Origin of the sequence: Streptomyces sp. CB02261, assembly GCF_001905665.1 — a bacterium.
Classification (GTDB): domain Bacteria; phylum Actinomycetota; class Actinomycetes; order Streptomycetales; family Streptomycetaceae; genus Streptomyces.
Genome location: NZ_LIVX01000005.1, coordinates 325,144 through 349,021 on the forward strand (window position 1 = coordinate 325,144; position 23,878 = coordinate 349,021).

At 71.8% G+C, this 23,878-nt stretch carries 26 protein-coding genes and 1 pseudogene; 13 read left to right on the forward strand and 14 right to left on the reverse strand.

Annotated elements, in window-relative coordinates; translation table 11 throughout:
• Positions 1-5: 5 nt before the first annotated feature.
• Both AMK29_RS18855 and AMK29_RS18860 read right to left on the reverse strand, forming a co-directional pair.
• Positions 6-998, reverse strand: coding sequence for a carbohydrate ABC transporter permease (locus AMK29_RS18855; protein ID WP_073814338.1), 993 nt, complete (start codon positions 996-998; stop codon positions 6-8).
• Positions 999-1,009: 11 nt separating this feature from the next.
• Positions 1,010-2,314, reverse strand: coding sequence for an ABC transporter substrate-binding protein (locus AMK29_RS18860; RefSeq protein WP_073814339.1), 1,305 nt, complete (start codon positions 2,312-2,314; stop codon positions 1,010-1,012).
• A 136-nt stretch (positions 2,315-2,450) separates the two neighbouring features.
• On the opposite strand from AMK29_RS18860, the gene AMK29_RS18865 reads away from it, so the two are divergent.
• From AMK29_RS18865 to AMK29_RS18880, 3 genes are all read left to right on the forward strand, one after another.
• Positions 2,451-3,791 carry an ROK family protein gene (locus tag AMK29_RS18865; protein ID WP_073814341.1) on the forward strand — a complete coding sequence of 447 codons (1,341 nt, stop codon included), beginning with the start codon at positions 2,451-2,453 and terminating at the stop codon, positions 3,789-3,791.
• Positions 3,792-4,255: 464 nt separating this feature from the next.
• On the forward strand, positions 4,256-4,753 hold the full coding sequence (locus tag AMK29_RS18875; RefSeq protein ID WP_073814344.1) for a DUF2975 domain-containing protein: 498 nt from the start codon (positions 4,256-4,258) through the stop codon (positions 4,751-4,753).
• Positions 4,753-5,007 carry a helix-turn-helix domain-containing protein gene (locus AMK29_RS18880; protein WP_073814346.1) on the forward strand — a complete coding sequence of 85 codons (255 nt, stop codon included), beginning with the start codon at positions 4,753-4,755 and terminating at the stop codon, positions 5,005-5,007. Before AMK29_RS18875 ends, AMK29_RS18880 begins: the two co-directional genes overlap by 1 nt.
• Before the next feature lie 62 nt (positions 5,008-5,069).
• On the opposite strand, the gene AMK29_RS18885 is transcribed toward AMK29_RS18880, so the two are convergent.
• The 5 genes and pseudogenes from AMK29_RS18885 to AMK29_RS18905 form a co-directional block, all read right to left on the reverse strand.
• Entirely contained in the window at positions 5,070-6,074 is a 1,005-nt protein-coding gene (locus AMK29_RS18885) for a MerR family transcriptional regulator (protein WP_073814356.1), read from the reverse strand.
• Positions 6,075-6,080: 6 nt separating this feature from the next.
• On the reverse strand, positions 6,081-6,749 hold the full coding sequence (locus AMK29_RS18890; protein ID WP_073814358.1) for a HEAT repeat domain-containing protein: 669 nt from the start codon (positions 6,747-6,749) through the stop codon (positions 6,081-6,083).
• A 370-nt stretch (positions 6,750-7,119) separates the two neighbouring features.
• Positions 7,120-7,207: pseudogene (locus AMK29_RS36430) on the reverse strand.
• 35 nt (positions 7,208-7,242) lie between these two features.
• Positions 7,243-7,977: a DUF7873 family protein gene (locus AMK29_RS18900; RefSeq protein WP_073814360.1), complete on the reverse strand. Its 735-nt coding sequence runs from the start codon at positions 7,975-7,977 to the stop codon at positions 7,243-7,245.
• Positions 7,978-8,043: 66 nt separating this feature from the next.
• Positions 8,044-8,292, reverse strand: a complete 249-nt coding sequence (locus tag AMK29_RS18905; protein ID WP_073814362.1) for a hypothetical protein — start codon at positions 8,290-8,292, stop codon at positions 8,044-8,046.
• Between the two features lie 222 nt (positions 8,293-8,514).
• On the opposite strand from AMK29_RS18905, the gene AMK29_RS18910 reads away from it, so the two are divergent.
• Positions 8,515-8,973, forward strand: a complete 459-nt coding sequence (locus tag AMK29_RS18910; protein ID WP_241845493.1) for an LPXTG cell wall anchor domain-containing protein — start codon at positions 8,515-8,517, stop codon at positions 8,971-8,973.
• 108 nt (positions 8,974-9,081) lie between these two features.
• Here the strand turns inward: AMK29_RS18910 and AMK29_RS18915 are convergent, their stop codons facing one another.
• Positions 9,082-9,651 (reverse strand): HutD/Ves family protein, encoded by a 570-nt coding sequence (locus tag AMK29_RS18915; protein WP_073814372.1) that lies wholly within the window; start codon positions 9,649-9,651, stop codon positions 9,082-9,084.
• A 596-nt stretch (positions 9,652-10,247) separates the two neighbouring features.
• On the opposite strand from AMK29_RS18915, the gene AMK29_RS18920 reads away from it, so the two are divergent.
• The gene (locus AMK29_RS18920) at positions 10,248-11,222 is read left to right on the forward strand and encodes a hypothetical protein (RefSeq protein ID WP_073814803.1); all 975 of its coding nucleotides are present in this window, start codon (positions 10,248-10,250) and stop codon (positions 11,220-11,222) included.
• Positions 11,223-11,352: 130 nt separating this feature from the next.
• Entirely contained in the window at positions 11,353-11,796 is a 444-nt protein-coding gene (locus AMK29_RS18925) for a DUF6234 family protein (protein WP_073814805.1), read from the forward strand.
• A gap of 56 nt (positions 11,797-11,852) precedes the next feature.
• Here AMK29_RS18925 and AMK29_RS36735 read toward each other — a convergent pair whose 3' ends face one another.
• Entirely contained in the window at positions 11,853-12,329 is a 477-nt protein-coding gene (locus AMK29_RS36735; protein WP_398850923.1) for a VanZ family protein, read from the reverse strand.
• Between the two features lie 472 nt (positions 12,330-12,801).
• Between AMK29_RS36735 and AMK29_RS18935 the strand changes: the two genes are divergently transcribed.
• Positions 12,802-13,545, forward strand: coding sequence for a DUF4230 domain-containing protein (locus AMK29_RS18935; RefSeq protein ID WP_073814374.1), 744 nt, complete (start codon positions 12,802-12,804; stop codon positions 13,543-13,545).
• A gap of 11 nt (positions 13,546-13,556) precedes the next feature.
• Here the strand turns inward: AMK29_RS18935 and AMK29_RS18940 are convergent, their stop codons facing one another.
• The 3 genes from AMK29_RS18940 to AMK29_RS18950 are packed head-to-tail and all read right to left on the reverse strand — an operon-like array spanning position 13,557 to position 17,252.
• The gene (locus AMK29_RS18940) at positions 13,557-15,680 is read right to left on the reverse strand and encodes a xanthine dehydrogenase family protein molybdopterin-binding subunit (RefSeq protein ID WP_073814375.1); all 2,124 of its coding nucleotides are present in this window, start codon (positions 15,678-15,680) and stop codon (positions 13,557-13,559) included.
• Positions 15,681-15,690: 10 nt separating this feature from the next.
• Entirely contained in the window at positions 15,691-16,674 is a 984-nt protein-coding gene (locus AMK29_RS18945; RefSeq protein ID WP_073814377.1) for an FAD binding domain-containing protein, read from the reverse strand.
• Positions 16,671-17,252, reverse strand: coding sequence for a 2Fe-2S iron-sulfur cluster-binding protein (locus AMK29_RS18950; protein ID WP_073814378.1), 582 nt, complete (start codon positions 17,250-17,252; stop codon positions 16,671-16,673). The genes AMK29_RS18945 and AMK29_RS18950 overlap by 4 nt, the downstream gene beginning before the upstream one ends.
• Positions 17,253-17,438: 186 nt before the next feature.
• On the opposite strand from AMK29_RS18950, the gene AMK29_RS18955 reads away from it, so the two are divergent.
• Complete coding sequence (locus AMK29_RS18955) at positions 17,439-17,663, forward strand: hypothetical protein (protein WP_073814379.1); 225 nt, start codon at positions 17,439-17,441, stop codon at positions 17,661-17,663.
• Between the two features lie 114 nt (positions 17,664-17,777).
• Here AMK29_RS18955 and AMK29_RS18960 read toward each other — a convergent pair whose 3' ends face one another.
• Positions 17,778-18,056 (reverse strand): GlsB/YeaQ/YmgE family stress response membrane protein, encoded by a 279-nt coding sequence (locus AMK29_RS18960; RefSeq protein WP_073814380.1) that lies wholly within the window; start codon positions 18,054-18,056, stop codon positions 17,778-17,780.
• Positions 18,057-18,340: 284 nt separating this feature from the next.
• Here AMK29_RS18960 and tap point away from each other — a divergent pair, with 284 nt between their 5' ends.
• The 3 genes from tap to AMK29_RS18975 all read left to right on the forward strand — a co-directional run bounded on the left by tap (position 18,341) and on the right by AMK29_RS18975 (position 21,808).
• A complete protein-coding gene (gene tap / locus AMK29_RS18965; RefSeq protein WP_073814381.1) occupies positions 18,341-20,788 on the forward strand; it encodes a telomere-associated protein Tap in 2,448 nt (815 codons plus the stop codon).
• A 9-nt stretch (positions 20,789-20,797) separates the two neighbouring features.
• Positions 20,798-21,355, forward strand: a complete 558-nt coding sequence (gene tpg / locus AMK29_RS18970; protein WP_073814382.1) for a telomere-protecting terminal protein Tpg — start codon at positions 20,798-20,800, stop codon at positions 21,353-21,355.
• Between the two features lie 108 nt (positions 21,356-21,463).
• On the forward strand, positions 21,464-21,808 hold the full coding sequence (locus tag AMK29_RS18975) for a hypothetical protein (RefSeq protein WP_073814383.1): 345 nt from the start codon (positions 21,464-21,466) through the stop codon (positions 21,806-21,808).
• An 86-nt stretch (positions 21,809-21,894) separates the two neighbouring features.
• Here AMK29_RS18975 and AMK29_RS18980 read toward each other — a convergent pair whose 3' ends face one another.
• Positions 21,895-22,350, reverse strand: a complete 456-nt coding sequence (locus tag AMK29_RS18980) for a VOC family protein (RefSeq protein WP_073814384.1) — start codon at positions 22,348-22,350, stop codon at positions 21,895-21,897.
• A gap of 97 nt (positions 22,351-22,447) precedes the next feature.
• On the opposite strand from AMK29_RS18980, the gene AMK29_RS18985 reads away from it, so the two are divergent.
• Both AMK29_RS18985 and AMK29_RS36190 read left to right on the forward strand, forming a co-directional pair.
• A complete protein-coding gene (locus AMK29_RS18985; protein ID WP_073814385.1) occupies positions 22,448-23,029 on the forward strand; it encodes a TetR/AcrR family transcriptional regulator in 582 nt (193 codons plus the stop codon).
• 407 nt (positions 23,030-23,436) lie between these two features.
• A complete protein-coding gene (locus AMK29_RS36190; RefSeq protein ID WP_143202906.1) occupies positions 23,437-23,622 on the forward strand; it encodes a hypothetical protein in 186 nt (61 codons plus the stop codon).
• Positions 23,623-23,878: the final 256 nt, after the last annotated feature.

Consider the following 23,878-nt stretch of genomic DNA (forward strand, 5'->3'; position numbering starts at 1 on the left):
CGTGCTCAGACATCGGAGGTCTTCCTTCCGCGGGTGGTGAGCAGGAGGTAGACGCCCGTGACGACGAGGAGGAAGAGCAGGAGCAGCACGGACATGGCCGAGCCGGTGCCGAAGTTCCACGTCTGGAAGGACGACTGGTAGATGTGGAGGGAGATCAGGTCGGCGGCTTCGGGGGCCGCCTTGCCGAACAGCACGAACGGCGTGTTGAAGTCGTTGAACGTCCAGAGGAAGAGGACGAGCACGAGGACCTGGTTGACGGACCGCAGCGACGGCAGCGTGATGTGCCGGATCTGCTTCCACACGCCGGCCCCGTCGAGGGCGGCCGCCTCGTACATGTCCCGGGGGATGTTCTGCAGCCCCGCCATGACGGTCAGGAAGGCGAACGGCCAGCCCTTCCACACGGAGACGACGAGCAGGGCCCAGAAGCTGTTGTCCCCGATGAGCCAGAAGGCGGGGCTGTCGCCGATGCCCAGCTGGTCGTGCAGGACGTGGTTGACGAGGCCGTTGTCCCGCTGGAACATGAACGCCCACGTGATCACGGCGGCGTAGACGGGCAGCGCGTACGGGACGAGGAACAGCGTCCTGAGGATGCCGCGGCCCCGGAAGTTCTCCTGGAGGAAGATCGCGGCGGCCGTGCCGAGGAGCCAGCAGAGTCCCACGGACAGCACGGTGAACATGCAGGTCGTCAGGAACGACTTCAGGAGCGCCTGGCCGACGGGGGCGTCGAAGTCGATCGCGACGGTGTAGTTGTCGAGCCCCGACCAGGGCGCGTCGGACCAGCTCCGGATGTAGAACTGGGTGAGCTCCTTGAAGCTCATGGCGATGCCCATGAGCATCGGGACGAGATGGACGAGGAGTTCGAGGAGCAGGGCGGGGAGCAGCAGGAGGTACGGCAGTGCGATGCGGCGACGCCCGGAGCGGCGTGGTGCGCGCGCCTCTCCGGGTGTGGCCTTGCGCACCGTCCGCTCACTCGGGGGAGTGACGACGGTCTCGGTCATGGTGGGGCGGCCTACTTCTTGGGCATCTGCTGCTGGGCCTTTTCGAGCTTGCCGCGCACGGACTCCGTGGTCACCGGACGGCCGGCGGCGGCGTCGGCGAACAGCTCCTTGACGGCGGTGCCGACGACCGTCTCGAACTGCGACTCCTCGGGGACCTGCGGCAGGGCCGCGGCGCTGGTGGCGAGGGTGTCCCGGATGACGGCGAGCCACGGGTCGGCGAACACCGGGTCGTCCTGGGCCGACTTGACCGGCGTGACGGAGCCGTAGGCCTTGTTGAGCAGGATCTGCTCGTCGTCGCTGGTCATGAACTTCACGAACTTCAGCGCGCCGTCGAGGTTCTTGGTGTTCTTGAAGACCGCCATGTTGATGCCGGCGACCATGGAGTTGACCTGCTTGCCCGCGCCGGGCTTGCCCGACGGGACCGGGGCGGGTGCGACGCCCCACTCCTCCGGGGTCATGCCCTGGGACTCGAACGTCTGCGACGGGGTCTGCCACAGGACCATGCCGGTCTTGTTCTTCGAGAAGTCGCTGAGGGACTGGTTCTGGGCGTACTCGGCGTTGCCGGGCGCGACGATCTTCTGCGCGGCCATGAGGTCGACGTACTGCTTGACGGCGGCGACGGCTCCGTCGGAGGTGAAGTCCGGCTTGCCGTCGGCGGTGAAGAAGTCCGCACCGTGCTGCTTGCCGAGCACGAAGACCTGGTGGATGTTGTTCGAGAGGTTGGAGCCCTCGACGCCGATGCCCCACTTCCCGTCCTTGCTGATCTTCTTGCCGGCGGCGATCAGCTCGTCCCAGGTGGTCGGCGGCTTCGCTATGCCGGCGTCCTTGAACATCTTCTTGTTGTAGTAGAGCGCGTACGACATGGAGTAGAGGGGAACGGCGGCCGGGTCCTTGCCCGGAGCTCCGGTGGAGCCGAGCGCGGACTCGACGAAGCGGCCCTTGCCGCCGATGGCCTCGAAGTTCTTCTCGTCCCAGGGCAGCAGCGCGCCGGTGGACTGCAGGGAGGCGCTCCAGGTGTTGCCGATGTTGAGGATGTCGGGGCCCTGGCCGGACGTGGTCGCGGCGAGGATCCGGTTGAGCAGGTCCGACCACGGGATCACCTCCAGCTTGACCTTGATCCCGGTCTGCTTCTCGAACCGGTCCAGCTCCGGCTGCAGGACCTTCTTGTCGACCTCGAGGCTCGAGCCCTGGTTGGTGGCCCAGTAGGTGAGGGTCTTCGGTGACGACTCGCTCCCCTCACCGCCGCCACAGGCGGTGGCGGTGAGGACGAGGGAGAGGGTGACGGCACCGGTGACAGCGGCTCTGACTCTGCGCATGGCTCGTGGGCCCTTTCGGGGACGACGGCGGGGGGCCGATCCGGTGAGCTTCTGGAAGCCTCGCCGTGACATCGGCTTAATTTAGGATGTGAGTTAAACCCCATGAGAAGGTCGCGTCAAGGCCTGTAGTGCGGGTATGTTGCAACGAACGACTTCAGAGACGGGGACCCAAGTGCACGCGAGAACTGGTCGTACGGTGCGTGACCTGCGGCGCGAGAACCGCACCGCCGTTCTGCGCAGGCTGTACTTCGACGGGCCGATGAGCCGCCTCATGCTCGGCCCCGCGACCGGCCTCAGCTCCGGTTCGGTCAGCAACGTGGTCTCCGAACTCGTCGCGGAGGGCCTGGTCGAGGAAGCCGGCAGCGTCGACTCCGCCGGCGGCCGCCCCCGCACCCTCGTACGGATCACCCCCGCGAGCGGCTTCATGATCGGCGTCGACATCGGCGAGACCCGCGTCAGGATCGAGCTGTTCGACCTCACCCTCACCGAACTCGCCCGCGCCGAACGCCCGTTGGCCACCTCAGGACCCCGCACGGCCCGCTACGACGTCGACCTCGTCGTCGCCCACCTCCGGGAGGGCATCGCGGAGGTGCTCCACACCGCCGACGTGCCGGCCGAGCGTCTGCTCGGTGTCGGTGTGGGTGTGCCGGGGATCGTGGCGCGTGACGCGGAGGACGGTGCGGTGGTGCACGGTCAGACGATCGGCTGGGACGCGGTGCCGTTCGAGCGGCTGTTGCGGGCGGCGGTGGATCTGCCCGAGGCGGTGCCGTACTGGATCGACAACGGTGCCAAGACGCTGGGCCAGGCGGAGATGTGGTTCGGTGCCGGGCGGGGTGCGCGCAGTGCGGTGGTGGTCCTGTTCGGCTCGGGTGTGGGTGCCTGTGTGGTGACCGATCCGCTGGGGCCGGGGCGGGCGATCGAGTGGGGTCATCTGACGGTACGGGTGCGGGGCCGGCGCTGCCGCTGCGGTGCCCAGGGCTGCCTGGAGGCGTACGCGGGCGCGGAGGCGCTGCTCGAACGGTGGCGGGAGGCGGGCGGGCGGCTGCCGTCGGGCGCGGACGAGGAGACGGCCCTGACCGCGATGCTGGCGGCCGCCTACCCGGCCGACCCGGAGGACTCCGACCTGACCGCGCTGACGGTCCTGGAGGAGACGGCCGAGTACCTCGGCGCCGGCTTCGCCGACCTGATCAACCTCTTCCAGCCCGAACGCATCCTCGTCGGCGGCTGGGCCGGCCTCCAGCTCGGCACCCGCTTCCTGGAGACCGTGTCGGGTTACGCGAAGGAGTACGCCCTGAAGTACCCGGCCAGCCGCACCGAGATGGGCCTGGGCACCCTCGGTCCGGAGGCGGTCACGGTCGGCGCGGCGCTGCTGCCGCTGGTCGACTTCTTCGCCCAGGGAGGCCGCCGCCCCGAGACCCAGCCCACCACACCGGCCCCCGCCTGGCAGTCGGCCCTCCAGGACCGGGTGACCACCTGACACACCCGTGTCCGGCGGCGGTCGGCCGAACCGGTGGTGGCCGACGGCAGGGGCGAAGGCGTCGCGCGGGGTCGGCAACCGGGGTGTCGTAGCGGCGCCCTGGCATCGCATCCGACCCCACCGGAGGATCCGTACATGTCCCGCACCACGCCACCGCGCCCCCTCGACGTCGAAGCGGCGTTCCCGGCCCTGGCCGCGCATCGGAGGACGGCGACCAGGCTGTACCCCCGACCGGGCACGGCGAAGCCGGAGGAGAGCTCGGTGGCGGGGCCGCTGCTGTGGCCGGCCGACGAGCCGCGGCCCACGTGCACCGCCGTCCCCCCGAAGGGCCGGGGGCACCTCCCGTCCGACGTACGGCTCAGTCGGCGCCGGACGGAACCGCCCGTGACACGCGAGGGCCCTCCGCTTGCCTGGCCTATCGAATATCGATAGATTCTTATCGTTGCTCGATCGAAGGGGAAGTGATGGGCACGTGGATGGTGCGGGCGCTGCGAGCGGTACTCGCGGTGCTGTTCGCCGGTTCTGTATTCGTCGAGGCGGTGATGGTTCCGCTGCTGGCGATCGACCTGGAAGGCCTGAAGCCGGAGTACGCGTACCTGCGGACACCGCTTCTCGTGATCATGGTTCTGGGCCTGCTGACGGCGCAGACCGTTCTGGTCTCCGTATGGCGCCTCGTGACGATGGTGCGGCGGGGCACGGTGTTCTCCCCGGCGGCCTTCCGGTACGTGGACGTCATCACGGGCGCGTTCGCGGTGGGCGCGGTCCTGGTGTTCGCGTTCGCCGTCGTCCTGGCGCCGGGGGAGGCGGTCGCCCCGGGCATCGTCCTGCTGATCTGCGGGGCGAGCCTCGCGGTCCTCGGTGTCGCGCTCATCGTGCTCGTGCTGCGGATGCTCCTCGCCCAGGCGGTCGCGCGGGACGTCGAGGCGGCGCGGATGCAGGCCGAACTCGCCGAGGTGATCTGATGCCGATCGTCGTGGACATCGACGTGATGCTGGCCAGGCGCAAGATGTCCGTGGGACAGCTCGCGGAGCGCGTGGACATCACCCCCGCCAACCTCGCCGTACTGAAGAACGGCCGCGCCAAGGCCGTGCGCTTCACGACGCTCGCCGCCCTCTGCGAGGCGCTCGAGTGCCAGCCGGGAGACCTGCTGCGCTGGGAGGTGGAGGACACGGCCGACGTGATGGCGGCAGCCGGTGAAGGACCACGGGGCACATGAGGACGGCCCCCTGTGAGGGCGGCGGTGACCGCAAGAGGCCGCAGCCTCGTACGAGCGTCCGGTCACCGACCGTCGCGAAGCCGAACGAGGTACGTCGCGGTCAGCGCCACCGCTCGGTCCCCGTCACCCGACAGCTCCACCAGGGCATCGGACGCCGTGGCGCCCGGGATGTCCGCCAACGCCTGGGTCAGCCGTACGCGAGCGGGCGCCGCGACGGCGTCGGCCGCGAGGCGATCCACGAGCCCCGCGGCGATCCGGTCCGCCGCCGCGGTGTCGCTCGCCAGCAGGCTCAGCGCATCGGCCGCATCGGTGTCGTTCCTTCCCTCCACGACCATGTCGAAGAGGGTCGGGACCGCCTCGGCCACTCCACGCGTCCCGAGCGCCAGGGCCGCATGCCCGCGGACCACGGGGTCGGGGTTCGCGAGGGCGTCCCGCAGCCGCGCGGTGGCCTCGCCCCCGGGCATCTCGGCGAGGGACCGCACGGCACGTACCCGCACGTCGGCCAGCGGTGAGCCGAGACCCTCCGCCAGCAGCGCCGTACCGCCGTCGCCCGATCGCGCCAGCGCCCACCGCAGAGCGCCCGCGACGATCGGATCCGCCTCTCTCAGCACCGCCTCGACGAGGGCCTCCACCGGCACCGGAACCTCGTCGCCCGACGACAGAGCCGCCCGCTGGCGCGCGTCCGCGCTCTTCGACCGCAGTGCCTGGAGGACCGCGACGACCTGGAGGACGTCCTCCCAGGCGGCCGGCTCCACCGCGTCGATGCGGCGGAGCCGCGTGAGCAGTTCGGTCTCGGCCGCGATGCGGGCCCGCGTCTGACGGACGAGATCGGCGACGAGCGCCGACGGCGTGAACCCGGGATCGTCGAGCGCGCGCCCGATCTCACGCAGCGAGAGGCCCAGCGACCGCAGACTCTCGATGTGGAAGATCCGCCGGATGTCCTCCCCGGAGTACTCCCGGTAGCCGGAGCCCGTACGGCCCGAAGGCCGCACCAGGCCGAGCGACTCGTAATGCCTGAGCATGCGGGCGCTGACTCCGGACCGCCGCGCCACCTCACCGATCAACACGCCCCATCATCCCTCCTGGCCCGACCCGCCGAGAGCCACGACGCGCTTCGCCTCCTCGATCGCGAACTCGAACCCGGTGTCCGGGTCCCGCAGCAGTCGTTCCGTGGCCAGAGCGTGCGCGCGCACGTGCGGGTCGGAGGCCGCCGTCGCCGCGCGCAGAGCCGGCCCGACGACATCCCCCAGGGCGACGAGCGCCCGGCTGAGACTCAGCTGCGTCTCCCGCCCGCCGCGCCCGAGCTGGGTCGCCAGCACCTCGGCCAGCCCGGACTCCTCGCCGTCCGGCACGAGCACCACCGCGGTCCGCCAGGCGCTCCGCGCCACCTCGTCGTCGCCGTCGCACAGCAGCGCCCGGGTGATCGCGGGCCACGCCCGCCGGTCCCCGATCTTGGACAGGGTGTGCAGCGCCTGGCTCCGTGCCTGCGTACCGTCCGAGCGAAGCTCGCCGAGCAGCGCGGGGAGCGTCAGGGACACCGGGTGGCGGGTGAGCGCCCACGTCAGCATGTCGCGGACGAAGAACTCCGGCTCGAACGCGCTCCGTTCGACGAGCTTGTCGACGAAGCACGGGTCAGGCGTCGTACCGACCGCGAGCGCCGCCCGCAGGCGCACGGACGCACGGTCGTCCTCCAGGCCCTGGAGGGCTCCTAGGACATCGGCGGTCTGTCTCGTCATGGTCATCGGGACCACCTCCTCGACGAGCAGTGAAGTCCTTGTCACCGTGTCAAGGTCAAACGGGGGAGCCGGTCCGCGTGCGGCCCGGCCGGGAAAGGGAGCGGGTCCGAGGGCGTAGCCTGCCCCCGGACCCTGTCGATGCCGCTCACATCACACGCCGGCACACTTGAGGACCCGGGTCATTCGTCATTGCGTCGCGTCCTGCCTTTGGACCACCGCCGATCGAGCTCGGCGGACCAGATTCGAACTGGCATTTCGACGCACCAGGGCCCGGGCCCGGTCGATCCGGCGATGAGCGGCGCATGCTGAGTCTGGAGCAATAGTCTGAGATTGACCGCGGTCTGCCTCTGCCTGGTTGGGCCATCCCGGCGGGAAGTGCCGGGAGGAGGACTCGAACCTCCACTGGAACCGCGGATGTCACGACAAGGCTCAGCTTCAGCTTTGCGCTCCTCGCGCACCCCGGCCGCGAGCAGCGGCCGGGGAGTCTGTGGTGTCCCGGCTACCCGAAGAGGTAGCCGAAGACGGCGTCTCCGACCCGCTGGTCGGTGACCTCGGCGCTGTTCGCCTCCTCACGGGCGAACTTCACCGCCTGCTGGAGCTTCTCCACCCGCTCCAGCAGCTCGTTGACCCGGCGGGCCGGCAGCGCGCCCGAGAACTTCACCGTGGTCCAGTAACCGACCGGCACGTCCTCGTAGTACACCTCGACCTGCGCCGGGTGCTTGTCCGTCGCCTCCGCCTTGACGTGGTTGCGCGGCACCTTCTTCGTGCGGACCGTGCGGACGACCTCCGTCTTCCACGCGTCGGTCGACGGGTCCTGCGTCCACGACTCGGCGGCGTCAAGCACCGGAAGCTTCCGGACGAAGGTGTTGATGTCCGTCAGCTGCTTCTCCAGGAAGAGCAGGTACGCGACGGGCGCCTGCCCCACCAGCACGCGTCCGTCGACCGTGATGTCGGCGCGGGCCTCGCAGTTCGCCCAGTCCTTGGTGGCCGTCACATCGAAGAGACGGGTCAACGCCCGCGCGGTGTCGCGCAGCACGTCCTCGGCCTTCACCTGCACGAGGGTCGACTCGGGCGGCAGCTGCTCGCCCTCCTCGTCCTTCGGCTGGTACGTACGGGAGATGCCGGCGAGCAACGCGGGCTTCTGCAGGCCGTGATGGGCCGCCGTCAGGTCCTGGTGCGCCCGGGACTTGACGCCCTTCTCCACTGCGATGATCTGATTGAGTTTCGTTGCCACGTCGCAGACCTTAGAACGAGGACCGGGGCCGGTCGAACGGTTTTTCCCAACGGCCCTGACGTGGCATCACTCCCGCTCGTCCCCGCCCTTGCCCTCGGCGCCCGACTCGTAGTCGTCCAGTGCGCGGCGCGGTGCACCAGGACGGGCCATGGGCTCCTCCTGGAGGAGGGCGAGGAAGCCGCTCAGCGGGTGGTGCCGGGGACGGGCGTCGTAGTCGATGCCCTCCGGGCCCACGTACGCGTGCAGGCGCGCGAAGGGCGGGACGACGTACGGGCGTGCGGACCAGGGGTGACTTCCCGCGGGCTCGGGGTCCATGCGCCACCGGGTGCCGCGGGTGCGGTTGTGGACCTCGCCGACGCAAGCGCTGCGACGAGATGTACGGGGTGAAGAACGTACCCACGGGGCGGCTGCCCGGACACCTACGACTACACCAATCCCGGCCTCCAGTTCGACGGCCTCGCCCCCACACAGGCCGAGCTGAACGCCGCGGGCACCGACTACGAGTGGTCCAACGGCCAGGACGTCTACGTCTACACCGTGGGCGGAGTCGACTTCTCCAAGCAGCCCAGGAGCAACATGAACCCGGTGCGGTTCCGGACCGAGCAGCGCTACAAGCCCCGCACGGTCGGCTACGCGGTCGACACGATCGCCGACGAACCGCACAAGGCGGGCTACCCGATGTTCGGCGGCAACAGCGCCGGACACTCCGAGGGCGGCACGCCGGCCCCCACGCCCCCGCCCAGCACGGCCCCCGCCCCGACCCCGACGCCGACCGGCACGGGGAAGCCGGACCCCACCCCGACGCCTTCCGCGCCGCCGACCAGCCAGGCCCCCGCACCCACCGCGCCGCCCGGTCCGCAGGACCCCGACGGAGACCTCGCCGACACCGGCAGCGACACACCGGTCGGCCTGATCGTCGGCATCGCCGTGGCCGCGATCGCCGCGGGAGGCGCACTCGTTTGGTGGCGCCGCCGCACGGTGGACACCGAGAGCTGACGCGCCACACCTGAAGCACCGGAGGGGCCCTCCCCGGGTCGGGGGAGGGCCCCTCCCGTATGCCCGGAGTGGGGCCGGCGGCCGACGGGGCCGGCCGACGAGGCGTCATCACCGTCCCGGTGCGACATCCGCCCACAGGGCCTCGGCATCGGGCGAGAGCGGTGTGAGGCCGCGCCCCGACGCGTCGTCGTCCGTGTCCCACCACACGCCCTGACCGGACGCCAGGACGGGCCCCTCGTCGCCCGCCTGCCAGTGGCCGCGCAGGACGTGGAACACCCCTGCATGCGCGGACGGGGGAGCGACCGGACTGGTGACCCGGTCCACCCGCGCCGTCCAGTGGCCGCGCCCCACCATGAGGTTGAGTACCCGGCAGGGGCCGTGCGGGAGTTCAGCGGTGAGCGCGAGGTCGCCGGAGAACGTGAACGGCTCGGCCGCCTGTACCGGCAGGCGTTCGAACTCCCCCGGGCAGCTGAGCCATAAGCCGTCGCCCGTCAGGAGCGTGAGCGTCCGGTCGACTCCGGGGAAGGCCGAGAACGGTCCGTCCCGGTCGATGTCCGCGATGCTCGCGCGCCACCCGAACTCCCCGCTCCGCGCCGGCCGGGAGACGATCTCCCTGGTCGCACCACCGCCGTTGCGCCACGTGCCTGCCGTCAGGGTCTCGACATCGAAGTGGTGCACGGGAAGTCTCCTGACCTTCGTCGGTACGGATGCGGACCACCCCTGAGCGGCGACGCCGGCCGCGGCTCTTCCGCTGGTGGCGACGGTCGCAGGGGCGGAGTGGTCTTGCCGGCGAAGTGTATGCGGCGGAGGGAGGGTCCCCGGACCCTCGCACCCGCCGACCGACCTGCGCCGACCCACCGGATCGGCCGGCATCGGAGGCACGACGGGGCGAGCGGCCGCGCGAGGGCCGGTCACGTGCCGGGCCGGCCGACGAACCACGGCGGAAGCCGCGCGGGAGGAGGCGCCGAGGGGGAGTTGTACTCGTAGGCGTATCCGTGGGCCCGGCGGTTGACGGGGGGACGACGGGGACGATGTCCGGCAGCCCGGGCGGCGCTCGTCGAGGGCGTACGGGACGAGCCTGCTCACCGACGGGCGGAAGGGCGAGGCACCACTTTCGAGGAACAGGGCAACCTTATGGCGGAGGCGCGAGTCTTCTGATCGATCACGTCGTGATCGGACCTACCGAGGAGACCATCATCACCGCCATACGCAAGACCCTCACCGCCACCGCAGTCGTCGGCGCCGTCCTGGCGGGCTCGGCCGCCTGTGGCACCGTGGAGCAGATGTCGGCCGGCAAGAAGCTGGACCAGGCCTTCGAGAAGCTGGGCAAGGCGAAGTCGCTCTCCTTCGAGCTGGACCTGGACGTCGATGCCGCGACCCTGAAGCAGATGGACGCCGAGTCGGACCCGGAGCCCGGCGAGGAGATCCCCTCCGAGGCGGCCGATCTGCTCAGCGGCGCCAAGATCAGCGTCACGGTGGAGTCGAAGAAGCCGATCGAGGAGTCGGAGGAGAAGGACTTCGTCGGGATGGCCATGAAGGTCAGCAGCCCCGACGGTGACCTCGTCGAGTACCGGGTCGTCGGCGACTACATCTACCTCCGCTCCGACGTCGAAGCCCTCACCAAGGCCATGGACTCCCCGATGCCGCCCGCCGACGAGCTGCCGCCGGAGGCCGGGGGACTCAAGAAGGCCCTGGAGGGCCAGTGGGTCAAGATCAGCACCAAGGAGATGGAGAAGTTCGGCGAGCAGATGGGCGAGGAGCCGGGTGCGAAGCCGGCCCCGGAACCCACGCTGGACGCCAAGACGCAGAAGAAGCTCGTGGAGGCCCTGCGTGAGGTCATGGCCCGCGAGGTCGACTTCACGACCGCCGGGGGCAAGGACGGCACCGAGCACATCACCGCGACGGCCCCGTTCCGCACCCTGATCACGGAGCTGCTCGGCGAGATCCGTCCGCTCACCAAGGACCTGCCGCCCGGCGTGGAGCTGCCGACGGACCAGGATCTGAAGGAGGCCCCCGACACCAAGGTCTCGGCCGACTTCACCCTCAAGAACGGTGAGCTGACGGAGGTGTACGTCGACCTCGCCAAGCTCGCCGAGAGCGCCAAGGTCAAGAAGTTCGGCCTGGTGCTGAAGATGGGCGCCGGCACCACGCCGACGGCCCCGGCCGGAGCCACCGAGCTCAACCTGGAAGAGATCATGGGCGGCTTCGCCGGCTTCATGGCGCCCGACGAGGAGCCGCTCGAAGGCTGACCTCGACGTCGCGGGCCGTGGGACGGGTCCGCCGCGGGCGCGGCCCGCACCGGCTGACGACCGGAAAGGAACCGAACCTCTGGGTACGCGTACTCATGTGCCGGCCGGGCTCCCCGGCCAGCATGGGTGCATGGACCTTCCCGTCGCCCCTGTGGCGTTCGACGCCTCCGTGCGGCCCCGTGCCGGCCGCGGCGCCGACGTCGGGACCGCCGTAGGGCTGCTGCTCCTCGAAGTACTCGCCGTCCTGGTGATTCTCGGCCTGTGGCTGGTGTCCGGGGTGAGCCTGGATCCGGGCAGGACGGTGAAGCCCGACCCGCCGGGCGGCCATCTCGTCGCGGCCGGCGTGGTCGGGGCCCTGGCCGCGATGGCCGCCGTGATCGCGTTCCGGTCTCGTGCGGTGGTGTCGGCGTACTCCCAGTGCTTCATGGCAGCCGTGGTGGCGGTGGGGATCGTCGCCGGGGCGACGGCCCAGCGGCACGAGGACGGGCCCGCCCGCCCCGCTCCCGCGGTCACGGGGGAGGCCGGGTGCCGCAGCGGCGGAGACAACAGCGAATGCGTGGACACCGGCGGCTGAACGACGGCGGCAGCGACGCACGCCCAGGGCATGCGTCGCTGCCGCGAGCAACAGGCTTACCGGGCCGGGCCGGTGGCGCGTCGTGCCCACCACCGAGGGCGGGTGCGGGGGTGCACCGCGCGGCCCATGCGCCGACCGATGATCAGATACCCGAGGAGCGCGCCGGAGGTGTTGAGGAGGACGTCGTCGATGTCGAAGGCGCGTCCGGTGATGAGGGCGCCCTGGATCAGTTCGACGATCAGCATCGTGCCCACCGTGAGCAGGCCGACGCGCACCATCCCGCGGGTCCTGCGTGACAGGAGCGGCAGGAGGATGCCGAACGGCACGCCGAGGGCCACGTTCCCGCCGAGCTGCTTGACCGTCTCCACGAAGGCCGGCTGCTCCAGGTAGGCCCGGATCGATCGGCCCGGCGTGAGGTTGCTGTGGGTGAGCGACACCGAAGCGGGCGACTCGTTCAGGGTGAGTCCGGCCAGGACGATCGCGAACGCCACCATCCCCACCAGGGCGACGAGCGCGACCAGCGCCCTGACCACCCGGCCAGGCCCGCGCCGCCGGGGCTCCTCCCCGGACCGGGCCTGCGCCACAGCCGGCGGAGGCGTGTCCCGCCTGTCGTCGCCGGCCTCCGCCACCACGCCTCTCGCCGCCGACCGCTTCGCGAGCCTGCCCTCGGCAGCGCCGCTCCCGCCCCCTCTCCAGCCGGAAGCCCAGCCTCCGGCCGCCTCGTCTCCACGTCCTTCGCCCGCGGCAGTCTTCCCTCTGCCCAGGCTTCCTCTCCACGCCCTCATGGCCGTCCCCCAACGTCGGTGTTCCCGGAACGGTCCGACTACCCGGGAAGGCGCCCGGCAACCTGAGGGCCGGGCATCAGGTGGGGGCGACTCCCATGCCGCGCGCGCGAGTCGCCGCGAAACCGCCCGCAGTCGCCACATCGTCCCCAACCGGGCCTGGTACAAGGGAGATTCGGGTCCGCCGGCGAATGACCACGCACGCCACGGGCAGCAGACCCTCATGCGAGAAGACCGAGAGAACCGAGATGGCCGGAACGGGCCGGACGAACGCGACCTCCACGACGACCGGACCGACGCGAGCAGACCCTCGCGCCGCGTACCGCCCCGCGGCCGTCGCGCCCGAAGATGGCCCGCTGTCGTCGCCGTACTCCTCGCCCTCTCCCTGGCCCTGGTCCTCCTCGGACGGTTCTTCCAACTGCCTGGCCTGGGCGACCTCTTCGGCAGCGAGACCCGCGACCGGTCAGGCCCCGCCGTCCTCAAGTCCATCCAGGACATGAACCGTCACGAAGGCGCCGTCGGCACCTTCCAGGTCGTGGTGGACCTGGAGAAGGACGCCCGGTTCCTGCCCGACGCGATCCGCGGCACCCGCACCCTGTACGTGGCCACCGGCAGCGTCAGCGCGTACGTCGACCTCGCCGGCCTCGGCCGCGACGCCGTCACCATCGACGAGAAGCGCACCACCGCCACGATCCGCCTGCCGCACGCGCGGCTCGCCGAACCCTCGCTCGATCCCGAACGGTCCTACGCCGTCTCCAAGCAGCGCGGCCTTCTCGACCGGCTGGGCGACCTCTTCTCCGACAACCCCGCCAGCGAGCAGGCCGTCCACACCCTCGCCGCCCGGCACGTCGGTGAGGCCGCCCAGGAGAGCGACCTCACCACCCGCGCCGAGCGGAACACCACCAGCATGCTCCAAGGGCTGCTGCGGGCCCTCGGCTTCGAACAGATCACCGTCACCTACGCCTGATCCGGCACGGCTCAGTCCCGCGGGAGGTGCGGCAGGATCCGGTCCGGGGTCAGCGGCAGCTCCCGCAGGCGTACACCCACCGCGTGGTGCACCGCGTTCGCGATCGCGGCGGCCGTCCCGACGATGCCGATCTCCCCGATGCCCTTGCTGCCCATGGGGTTGAGGTGCGGATCCTCCTCGTCCAGCCAGTGCGCTTCGATCGCGGGCACGTCGGCGCAGACGGGGACGTGGTACGAGGCCAGGTCGCGTTCCGCGAAATCCCCGAACGCCGGATCGAGGGTGCTGCCCTCGGTCAGTGCCATGCCGAGCCCCATCGTCATGCCGCCGATGAACTGTGAGCGCGCGGTACGCGGGCTCAGGACCCGGCCCGCGGCGAAGACCCCGAGCAGCCGGCGGACCCGTACCTCTCCCGTCACGGTGTCCACCTCGACCTCGGCGAACTGCGCGCCGAACGCGTGCCGCGCGTACGGGGACTCCCGCTCGGCCTCCTCCGTGGTGTCCGCCGTCGCGGTGAGGCCCTCGGGCGGGAGCGGCCCGGAGTGGGCGCGCAGCATGCCGGCCAGCGCCGTGCAGGCCTGGTGGACGGCCGAGCCCCAGGACGAGGTCCCCGAGGAACCGCCCGCGAGCGGGGCGGCCGGCAGGGCGCTGCTGCCGAGCTCGACGCGTACCGAAGCCGCGGGGACACCGAGCGCCTCGGCCGCGATCTGGGCGAGGACTGTCCGCGCGCCGGTGCCGATGTCGGTGGCGTTGAGCCGTACCACGTGGCTGCCGTCCGGCGACGCGTGCGCGGAGGCGGTCGAGGGGCTGAGGAGATACGGGTACGTGGAAGCCGCGACTCCGGTGCCCGTCAGCAGGTCGCCGGTGCGTCGTACCCCCGGCCGGGGGTCGCGGTCCGTCCAGCCGAAGAGCCGGGCGCCCTGCCGGAGGCACTCGGCGAGGTTCCTGCTGCTGAACGGCTTGCCGCTGTCGGGCTCGGTGTCGGGCTCGTTGCGCAGCCGGAGTTCGACCGGATCGATGCCCGTCACGACGGCGAGTTCGTCCATGGCCGTCTCGAGGGCGTACATCCCGGACGCCTCGCCCGGGGCCCGCATCCACGAGGGCGTGGGGACGTCGAGGGCCACCACGCGGTGGCTGGTGCGGCTGTGGGGCGAGGTGTACATGGACCGGGCCGGTACGGCGGCCTGCTCGACGAACTCCTTGACCATGGACGTCTGGGTGACGACCTCGTGGGCGAGGGCCCCGATCACACCGTCCGCGTCCGCGCCGATGCGGACGCGCTGGACGGTGGGGGCGCGATGGCCGACGACGGCGGCCAGTTCGCGGCGGGGGAGGGCCAGCTTCACGGGCCTCCCGACGTGCCGGGCGGCCATCGCGGCGAGCACGACCTGCGGCCGGGGGGTGCCCTTGGAGCCGAAGCCGCCACCGACGTACGCGGAGACGACCGTGACGCTCTGCCCGGGCACCCGGAGCAGCTGCGCGAGGACGTCGCGTACGGTCGTCGCTCCCTGGCTGGAGTCGTACACCGTCAGCTCGCCGTCCTGCCACCACGCGGTGGAGGCGTGCGGTTCCATCGGGTGGTTGTGCTGCGCGGTCATCGTGTACGTGGCGTCGACGCGCACCGCGGAGCCGGCGAAGGCCGCGTCGAAGTCGCCGCGCTCGCGCAGGGCCGGGTGGCCGCCGTTCGCCTCTTCGGGGGCGTACAGCCGGGGATGGCCGGCGGGCGGCCCGGGGTCGTGGTCCTCGACGGCGTACTCGATCCGCAGCGCGTCGGCGGCCGCGCGCGCGTTCTCCAGGGTGTCGGCGACGACGAGGGCGACGTACCAGCCCCGGTGCGGGACACGGTCGTCCTGGAGCAGCGCCAGCGTCGGGTCGTCCGCCTCGCCGAGACGCGGCGCGTTCTCGTGGGTGAGGACGGCGTGCACGCCCGGCCGCGCCAGGATCTCGTCGGCGTGGACGGCGGTGACCCTGCCGCGCGCGACGGTGGCGGGCACGGGGACCGCGTGGAGGCAGCCGGGCGGGGTGTGCTCGGCGGCATAGCGCGCCGCACCGGTCACCTTCTGCCGGGCGTCACGGCGGACGGCGCCGGTGTCGGCGGCGGACGCGGACGGGGCGAGGGGCGGGGGAGCCGGGGTCATGACGGCCTCCTCAGGCGCGGGACGCGAGGTCGGTGAGCACTCGGACGGCGAGGTTCCGGGCCAGCGGCACCTTGAAGCCGTTGTCGCGCAGCGGCTGCGCCGCGGCGAGTTCGGCGTCGGCCGCCCGCGTGAACGTCTCCCGTGTGGCGGGTGCTCCGTGCAGGACCTCCTCGGCCGCGCGGGCACGCCAGGGCTTGTGGGCGAGCCCGCCGAAGGCGAGGGAGGCGTGGCGGACGACGCCGTCCTCCACGGTGAGGGCGGCGGCGACGGACGCGAGCGCGAAGGCGTACGAGGCGCGGTCGCGGGCCTTGCGGTAGGCGCTGCGGGACCCGGAGGGCGGTGGGAGCGTCACGGCGGTGACGAGTTCCCCGGGGAGGACGACGGTGTCCTGCTCGGGCCGGTCACCGGGCAGCCGGTGGAAGTCGGTGACGGGCACGGTGCGCTCCCCTTCGGGTCCCCGCAGGTGCACCTGCGCGTCGAGGCAGGCGAGGGCGACCGCCATGTCCGACGGGTGCGTGGCGACGCACTGCGCGGAGTGGCCGAGCACCGCGAGGTCGCGGTGGACCCCCTCGCGGGCCGGGCAGCCCGTGCCCGGTTCGCGCTTGTTGCAGGGCTTGGAGGTGTCCTGGAAGTACGGGCAGCGGGTGCGCTGGAGCAGGTTTCCGCCGGTGGTCGCGGCGTTGCGCAGTTGCGCGGAGGCGCCGGCGAGGAGCGTCTGCGACAGCGCCGTGTACCGGGTCCGCACGAGGGGATGGACGGCCAGGTCGCTGTTGCGCACCGTCGCCCCGACGCGCAGGCCGCCCTCCGGAGTCTCCTCGACGCCGTCCAGCGGCAGCCGGCTGATGTCGACGAGGAACGAGGGGCCGGACACCCCGAGCTTCATCAGGTCGACGAGGTTGGTGCCCCCGGCGAGGTACTGGGCGCCGGGGTGGGCCGCGTACGCGTCGAGCGCCTGCTCGGTCCGCTCGGCGCGCAGGTATCCGAAGGCCTTCACGAGGCGGCCTCCTCGATGGCGTCCACGATGTTCGGGTAGGCGCCGCAGCGGCAGATGTTGCCGCTCATGCGCTCACGGATCTCCTCCGGGGTGAGGGCCGCAGGTCCGCCGGTGTCCGGCTGGTCCGGTGGTGTCACGTGTGAGGGGTGTCCGGCGGCCGCCTCGTCCAGCATGGCCACGGCCGAGCAGATCTGGCCGGGCGTGCAGTACCCGCACTGGAGGGCGTCCCGGGAGACGAACGCCTCCTGCATCGGATGGAGCCGGCCGTCCTCGCCGAGCCCCTCGACCGTGGTCACGGGCTCGTCGCACGCGACGGCCAGCAGCAGACAGCTGTTCGCGCGCCGCCCGCCCACGAGCACCGTGCAGGCACCGCACTGCCCGTGATCGCAGCCCTTCTTGGCCCCGGTCAGGTCCAGGTGCTCGCGCAGGGCGTCCAGGAGGGTGGTGCGGTTGTCGAGGCGTAGAGCGTGCGTGACGCCGTTGACCTGGAGCGATACGGAAGATGTGAGGTCCGTATGCCCTTCCGCCCCGCCTTCGCGTACGGCCGCGCTCCGGCTGGTCCCTGCGGTACGGTCCACGGTGCTCGCTCCTCCGACGGTGACTCGGGCGTCTGCCCGACATCCCCTTCCCCGCCTCCTGCTTCCTATGTCCCCCTGTCCGCCGAACGGCGCAGACGACTGCGGGCGGGGGCGGTCACGAGCCGAGACGTCGTTCGTCGGCGCTCTCGACTGGTCCGCACGGCGTGGGCGGGTGAGGCTGGAAGGGTGACCACCGCGCCGATCACCGTGCACCGACCCTCCGCCTCCGGGGGCCGGCGGGTCACGGTGCACCGTTACGGGGCGGACGAGATCCTCGGGTTGGCCCACTCCGACTACGACCTGATCGTGTTCCTGGAGGCGGCCGGGATCCTCGACCCCGAGACGGTGATCGACGACCCCGCGTGGGTCGAGTGGCGTGGCGGCCGCGCGCACCAGTGGAACGCGGCCTGACCGCATCCGGGTACGGACACGAGCCGGCGCCGCCTAGGACACGCCGACGGCTCCCGTCCCGTGCAGCAGGGAGGGAGCCGTCGGCGTGTCCTACCGGCGAGAGCCTTCGGTGGCTCAGGCGTGGCGGTGCGAGTGTCGGTTGCCGGTGAAGAGGCGGTAGAGGGCCAGCAGGATGACAGAACCGATGATCGCGGCGACCCAGGTGGAGAGGTCGAAGAAGCCGTCGATGGAGTCGACGCCGAAGATCACCTTGCCGAGCCAGCCGCCCAGCAGGCCGCCGACGATGCCGATGAGCATGGTGACGATGATGCCGCCCGGGTCCTTACCCGGCATCAGGGCCTTGGCGATGGCGCCGGCGAGAAGGCCGATGATGATCCACGCGATGATGCCCATGGTGCGTCTCCGCTTCGTTGTGTAAAGGCTGTGTTAGGTCAGCGTCTGCACCAATCACGCCCGAACAAACGTCCCTCTTGCCAAAAGTGTCGCCCTTCCGGCTCCTGACCCGGAGCGGCAGGCGGCGCTGGAGGGCGCGCGCCGGGGACCCTGGCGGGTCCGGACACGACCAGGAGGCTCCTCGATGCGCCGACCGAGTGCCTTCGACCGCCGTTTACGGCATCCGTACGTGTTCGGTACGCGAAACGTACGCTTCAGGTTAGGGTTGCGGCAGGAGGTGCCGCATGTCCGAGCTGTTCGACGCGGTCGACGCGCTGATCGCGTCCCGCTCCCCGTTGCCGCCCCCGGCGGAACGCAAGCGGCTTCGCCAGGCGCACGGCCTGACGCTGGACGAGGTGGCCGCCGCACTGCAGGTGCGGCGCGCGACGGTCAGCGGCTGGGAGGCCGGCAAGACCGAGCCGCGCCCCCCGGAGCGCGACGCGTACGCCCGCCTGCTGAAGCAGCTCGCCCAGCTCTATCCCGCCGACGCTCCGACGCGGGCCGAGGACACGGCGGCTCCCGCGACGCCGGCGGCTCCGTCGGTCCCTGTGACGCCGACGGCTTCGGCGGTTCCGGCGGCTCCGTCGGTTCCTGTGGCGCCGACGGCTTCCGCGGTTCCTGCGGCACCGGCGGCAGCAGCGCCGGCCTCGGCGCGCACCGAAGTTCCGGGTCAGGCGGGGAGCCCCGCGAGCCCCGGGAGGGCCGAGGTACCCGCGAGCGCGGAGAGCGCGGAGAGCGCGGAGAGCGCCGAGAGCCCGGGGAACCCCGCGAGCCCCGCGCGCCCCGCAACCCCTGTGAACCCCGCAGCCCCCGCGAGCCCCGCAACCCCTGCGACTCCCGCGAACCCTGCCCACCCCTCCGGTCCCGCCGCCGCACCGCGCCCCCCGGCCACGACGAAATCGACAGCGCGCCGTCCGGCCGGCGGGCCGAAGGCCGCTCCCCCGGGCGCCGCGAGGGGCACCGCCGATCCTCGCTTCGAGAACGGCCCGCTCGCGGTCGTCGACATCGCCGACGGCCAGGTCCTGGCGTACTGCACCGGCGGCCTGGTCCTGGACGTCCCGGCGACGTCGATGCCCCTCCTGGTGGAGTGGACGCTGCGCGAGGGGCGGCTGGGGCAGCCGAAGCTGTCCGGGCCGGGCAAGGACGCCGACCCTTTGCTCGTCCTGACCGAGGCGGCGTGCGCCTACTACGGCCTGCCCGTCACGCTCACCAAGGAGGAGCGCCTGACCGGGCGGCTGCCGGAGGGCCACAAGGTCATCAAGCAGCTGACGCGCGCCGACTGGCAGCTGACCAAGCGGGGGTTCGGGCCGTGGGCACGGATCTACCGCCCCGCCCGGGGCTCGGAGCGGGCGTGCGTCCAGCTGTGCGTCCCGTCGTGGGGCGCGCTCGACCCCCGGCACTGGGCCGACACCGGCCAGCTGCCGCCGGCGGACCTCGCCCGGCTCCTGGGCACGTACGCGGACCGCGTGATGACGCCGCGCGGATCGACCGCGGTGACCGGCCTGGAGCTGATGACCGCCCTGCACCCGCCGACCCGCGCCTCCGCCCCGGACGCGACCGGCAGGCGGCACTCCGAGTACAACCCGGGCTCGCTGGGCGCGGATCCGGTGGACTGCGCCCCGTGCGAGGCGCCCGACGGACACCCGCTCCTGAAGGACCTGCCGCGCTTCCACCGCCGTACCCCGGCCGAGGTCCTGGCGGAGGAGGCGTACGACTGGGCGCGCCCGCTCACCGACGCGGAATGCCTCCGGCCCCATCTGGTGGGTATCGACGTCAACATGGCCTTCGCCGCCGGCGCGAACGGCCTCGCGGTCGGCCTGGGCGCGCCGACGCACGTGAGGAATCCGGTCTTCGACGCGAAACTGCCCGGTTCCTGGCTGGTCGACCTGAGCCACGTCGACCTGTCCCGCGTGAGGCTCGGGAAGCAGGAGACGGTCCTGGACGCGGATCTGCTGCCCAGCCCGTTCACACCGAAGGGTGAGCGTCCGACGGGACCGGCCTGGTACGCCACACCGACCGTGGCGTACGCGGTGGAGCTCGGCTACGACGTACAGCCGGTCGAGGCGTACGTCCGCCACGACAACGGCCGCTATCTGGACGCCTGGTACAACCGGCTGCGCGATGCCTACCTCGCCACGATGGCGGACCTCGGGGTGGGCGCGGACCTGCCGCCGGAGGACTTCCTGAAGGCGATGGACGGCTACCGGCAGCGTGACCCCGAGCTTGCGGTCGTGGTGTCCGCGATCAAGGCGACGGTGAAGGGCGGCATCGGCAAGCTCCGCGAGCGCCCGCGCGGGGAGGGCTGGAAGCCCGGGCAGCCGTGGCGGGCCCTTGCCCGGCCCACCTGGCGCCCGGACATCCGCGCCGCGGTCATCTCCCGGACCCGGATCAACATGCACCGCAAGATCGTCAAGCACGCCGCCTTCACCGGCCAGTACCCGGTGGCGGTCCTCTCGGACTGCGCCGTCTACGCCTCCGACGGGCCCTCACCGCTCGACTTCCTGCCCTACCGGGACGGAAAGCCGCTGCCGGGAGGCTTCAAGCTCGGCGTGAACCCGGGCCTCGTGAAGTGGGAGGGCACCCAGTCCGTCCTGTGGGGCGAGGGTGTCCGCGAGCAGTTCGACGCGCCGGAGCTCAACCTCGCCCGGTACATCAAGGACGGTACCGTCACCGATCAGGACACGGGGGAGTAGGAGAAGGCGATGAGCCTGTTCGGCAACGGCCTGGACGCCGCGGTGCAGAAGGCGTTCACCCGCCCGGCACCCAAGAGCGCGGGCGCGCAGATGCGCTACCTGGTCAAGCAGCTCAAGGGCACCAAGCCGGTCGCCCAGATGCTGCGGATCTCGCAGCGCACGGTGGAGCGGTACGTCAAGGACGAGATCAAGAAGCCGCGTCCCGGCCTCGCAGCCCGCCTGGAGCACGAGGTGAAGAAGCGGTGGCAGCCCCAGATCCGGGCCAAGGCGCGGAAGAAGGCGGCGACCACCGACGGCATCGTCATCGACACCCGGGCCAGGATCGGCTACACCGCGCCGATCGGCTCGACGGACGAGGACCGACTCCGCCACCTGACGGTCGCCCTGCCACCCCACTACGCCGCCCGTCTCTTCGACGCCCAGGAACAGGGAGCCACCGACCGGCAACTTCAGCAGATCGCCGCCGAAGCACTCAAGGACGTGTACTTCCAGGACAACGGCCGCCGCGCCGGCCAGCTGGAGGAAGTCCGCTTCGCCGACATCGAGCACCTGGAGTTCGACCTCTGACCCACCGGTGTGGTCGGTGGGGTGCCCGGTACACGCTCACCGACCCGCGCCCAGGTGCGAGCGGAAACCCGCAGGACTCCGACCGGACAACCGTGGCAGCCTGCGTGCATGCCCTGGGAGCTGCGAGAACACGCAGGCCGTCACTACGCCGTCCTGTTCCACTACGCCCTGCCCGACGATGCCTGGTCGGTGGAGCTGAGCGAGGCCCGGCCCGCGTCGACCGGGAGGCCCGAGGACCCCGACGCCGCGGTGACCCACCTACCCGGCGCTCCTGTCCTGGCGGTGCTCGTCCCGAACGAGGACCCGGAACTGGAGCCGACGGTCCGGATCTTCAGCCCTGAAGGGCATGTCGTCCCGTACGGGATCCTGCGGTGGTTCATGGAGCAGGCGGCCGACCAGGTGGAACGGTGCCGCGTCGCGTTCGAGCAGGGAGAACCCGACGAGCTGGGATGACCCGCCCCGAGGGGGTGCGCACCTCCCGGCCGACGCGAAGACGACGCGTCGCGCGAGGGCCGGGCCTGGGTGCGGCATCGGGTGGTTCAGACGTCGGCGTAGTGGGCGGCGTACTCCGCGCTGGGCGGGACGACGGTGATGACGTCGATCAGCACGCCGTCCGGGGCGGCGACGATGAAGTGGCGCTGGCCGAACTCCTCGGTACGCAGCGGCAGTACCTCGGGCAGGCGGGCCTCCGTCACGAGCCGCTGGTACTCGGAGTCCACGTCGTCGACCTCGAAGTTCAGCAGCAGGCCGCCCTGGAGCGCGCCCCGGTGGGGGGCCGGGACGGTCGGGTGGTCATGGGCGAGGAGGGCCAGCTCGTACTGCGGGGCGTCGGGGCGCCGCAGGCTGACGTACCAGTCCGCCTCGAAGGTCACCTCGAACCCGAGGTGACGGGTGTAGAAGTCGCGGGAGGCCGCCACGTCCCGGGTGGAGAGCACGGGATAGAAACCCCGCAGTCCGGTCGGGGTGGTGCTGTCGCGTGTGTCCGTCTCCGTCATGCGGCATGCCCTTCGCTCTCCATTTCACATACCTCGGGTATGTGAATCCAGCGTTAGCATACCCCCGGTACGCGAAATGGGAAGGGCGGTGCGCGCGATGGCGGTCAGTCGGGCGGAACAGAGGGCGGCCACACGGCGGGCACTGCTCGCGGAGGGGGAGCGGCGGTTCGCCGCCGACGGATACCACCAGGTGGTGCTCGCGGAGGTGGCGCGGGCCGCCGGGGTCACCAAGGGAGCCGCCTACCACCACTTCGACAGCAAAGCGGGACTCTTCCGGGCCGTCGTGGCGGAGGTCCAGCAGAAACTGGGGCAGCGCGTCGCGGCCGCGGCAGACGGGCACAGCGACCTCTGGGAGCAGCTCAGGGCGGGCTGCCGGGCCTTCCTGGCCTCGGGCACGGACCCGGCGGTGCGACAGATCCTGCTGGTCGACGCACCGACCGTGCTGGGTTGGGACGAGTGGCGGACCATGGACGAGGAGTCCTCCGCCCGACACCTCGCGGAGGCCCTGACGGAACTCGCCGCAGCCGGGATCATCGCCACTCAGCCGATCGAACCCCTGACCCGACTGCTCTCGGGAGCGATGAACGAGGCCGCCCTCTGGATCGCCCGAGGCGGCGACCCCCGGGCCGCGGAACAGGCACTGGACCGACTGTTGACGGGCCTGCGCAACCCCGCCTGACCGCTGATGACGAGAGGGCACGCGGCTATCGCACCCCGACCCACCCGGGCTCGTTGCGAATGCGCCGGAGGAGGCCATTCCGCCCGCCCCGGTCGCTACCCTCCGTACGACCGCGATAAAAGGGGGAAGCGATGGGCCGAAGGGCACAACGGGCCGCAGGGACACAGTCCTTCACGGACCTGCTCCGGCATCCGAGTCGCCTCGTCGACCAGCTCACGGGCGACGCTCGACAGCGCGCCGAGGCGGACATCGCAGCGTGGAACGATGGAGAGGCTCGCGAGGTCACCGCGTTCGTCCGCGATGGCGGCCGCTTGCGGCAGGGGTCCCTGATTCTGGACCCTGCCGCAGCGTCGCCGGTGGTGTGGCGGCAGTTTCGGATCCTCGGCAGAGCCGGCGAAGGTGTCGCCTTGGTCGCTCCGTTCCACATCCACGGGGTGGGCCCGGTCGTCGGCCCGGGAAGCGGAGTGGTCGACAAGCGCATGTTCCGCCTGCTGTCCCTGCAAGCCGCTGACCGCTACTGGGAACTCGCCGTCCCTGCCACGGACGTTCCTCTGGTCCGCGCTGCGCTGCGCGGGGATGGCGCCGGAGGCTAGCCGACGCGCCGGTGCTGCTGGTCATCAGCCCGTACGTCACAGCCACTCGTCAGTGCCTGCGGGCAGGGGGCTCCGCCGGGTAGCGCACCCGGTTCTTGCGAGACCGGCTTGCTCGTCAATCGGGACGCGATACCGGCTCTCGCTTCCGCCCCGGCCTCGAGCCGGGTGACGCCCCGGGCCCAGGCGCCGTCCCGCCGCCCGCGCCGAACGATCTGCCGGGGCCGGGGCCGGGGCCGGGGCCGGGGCCGGGGCCGGG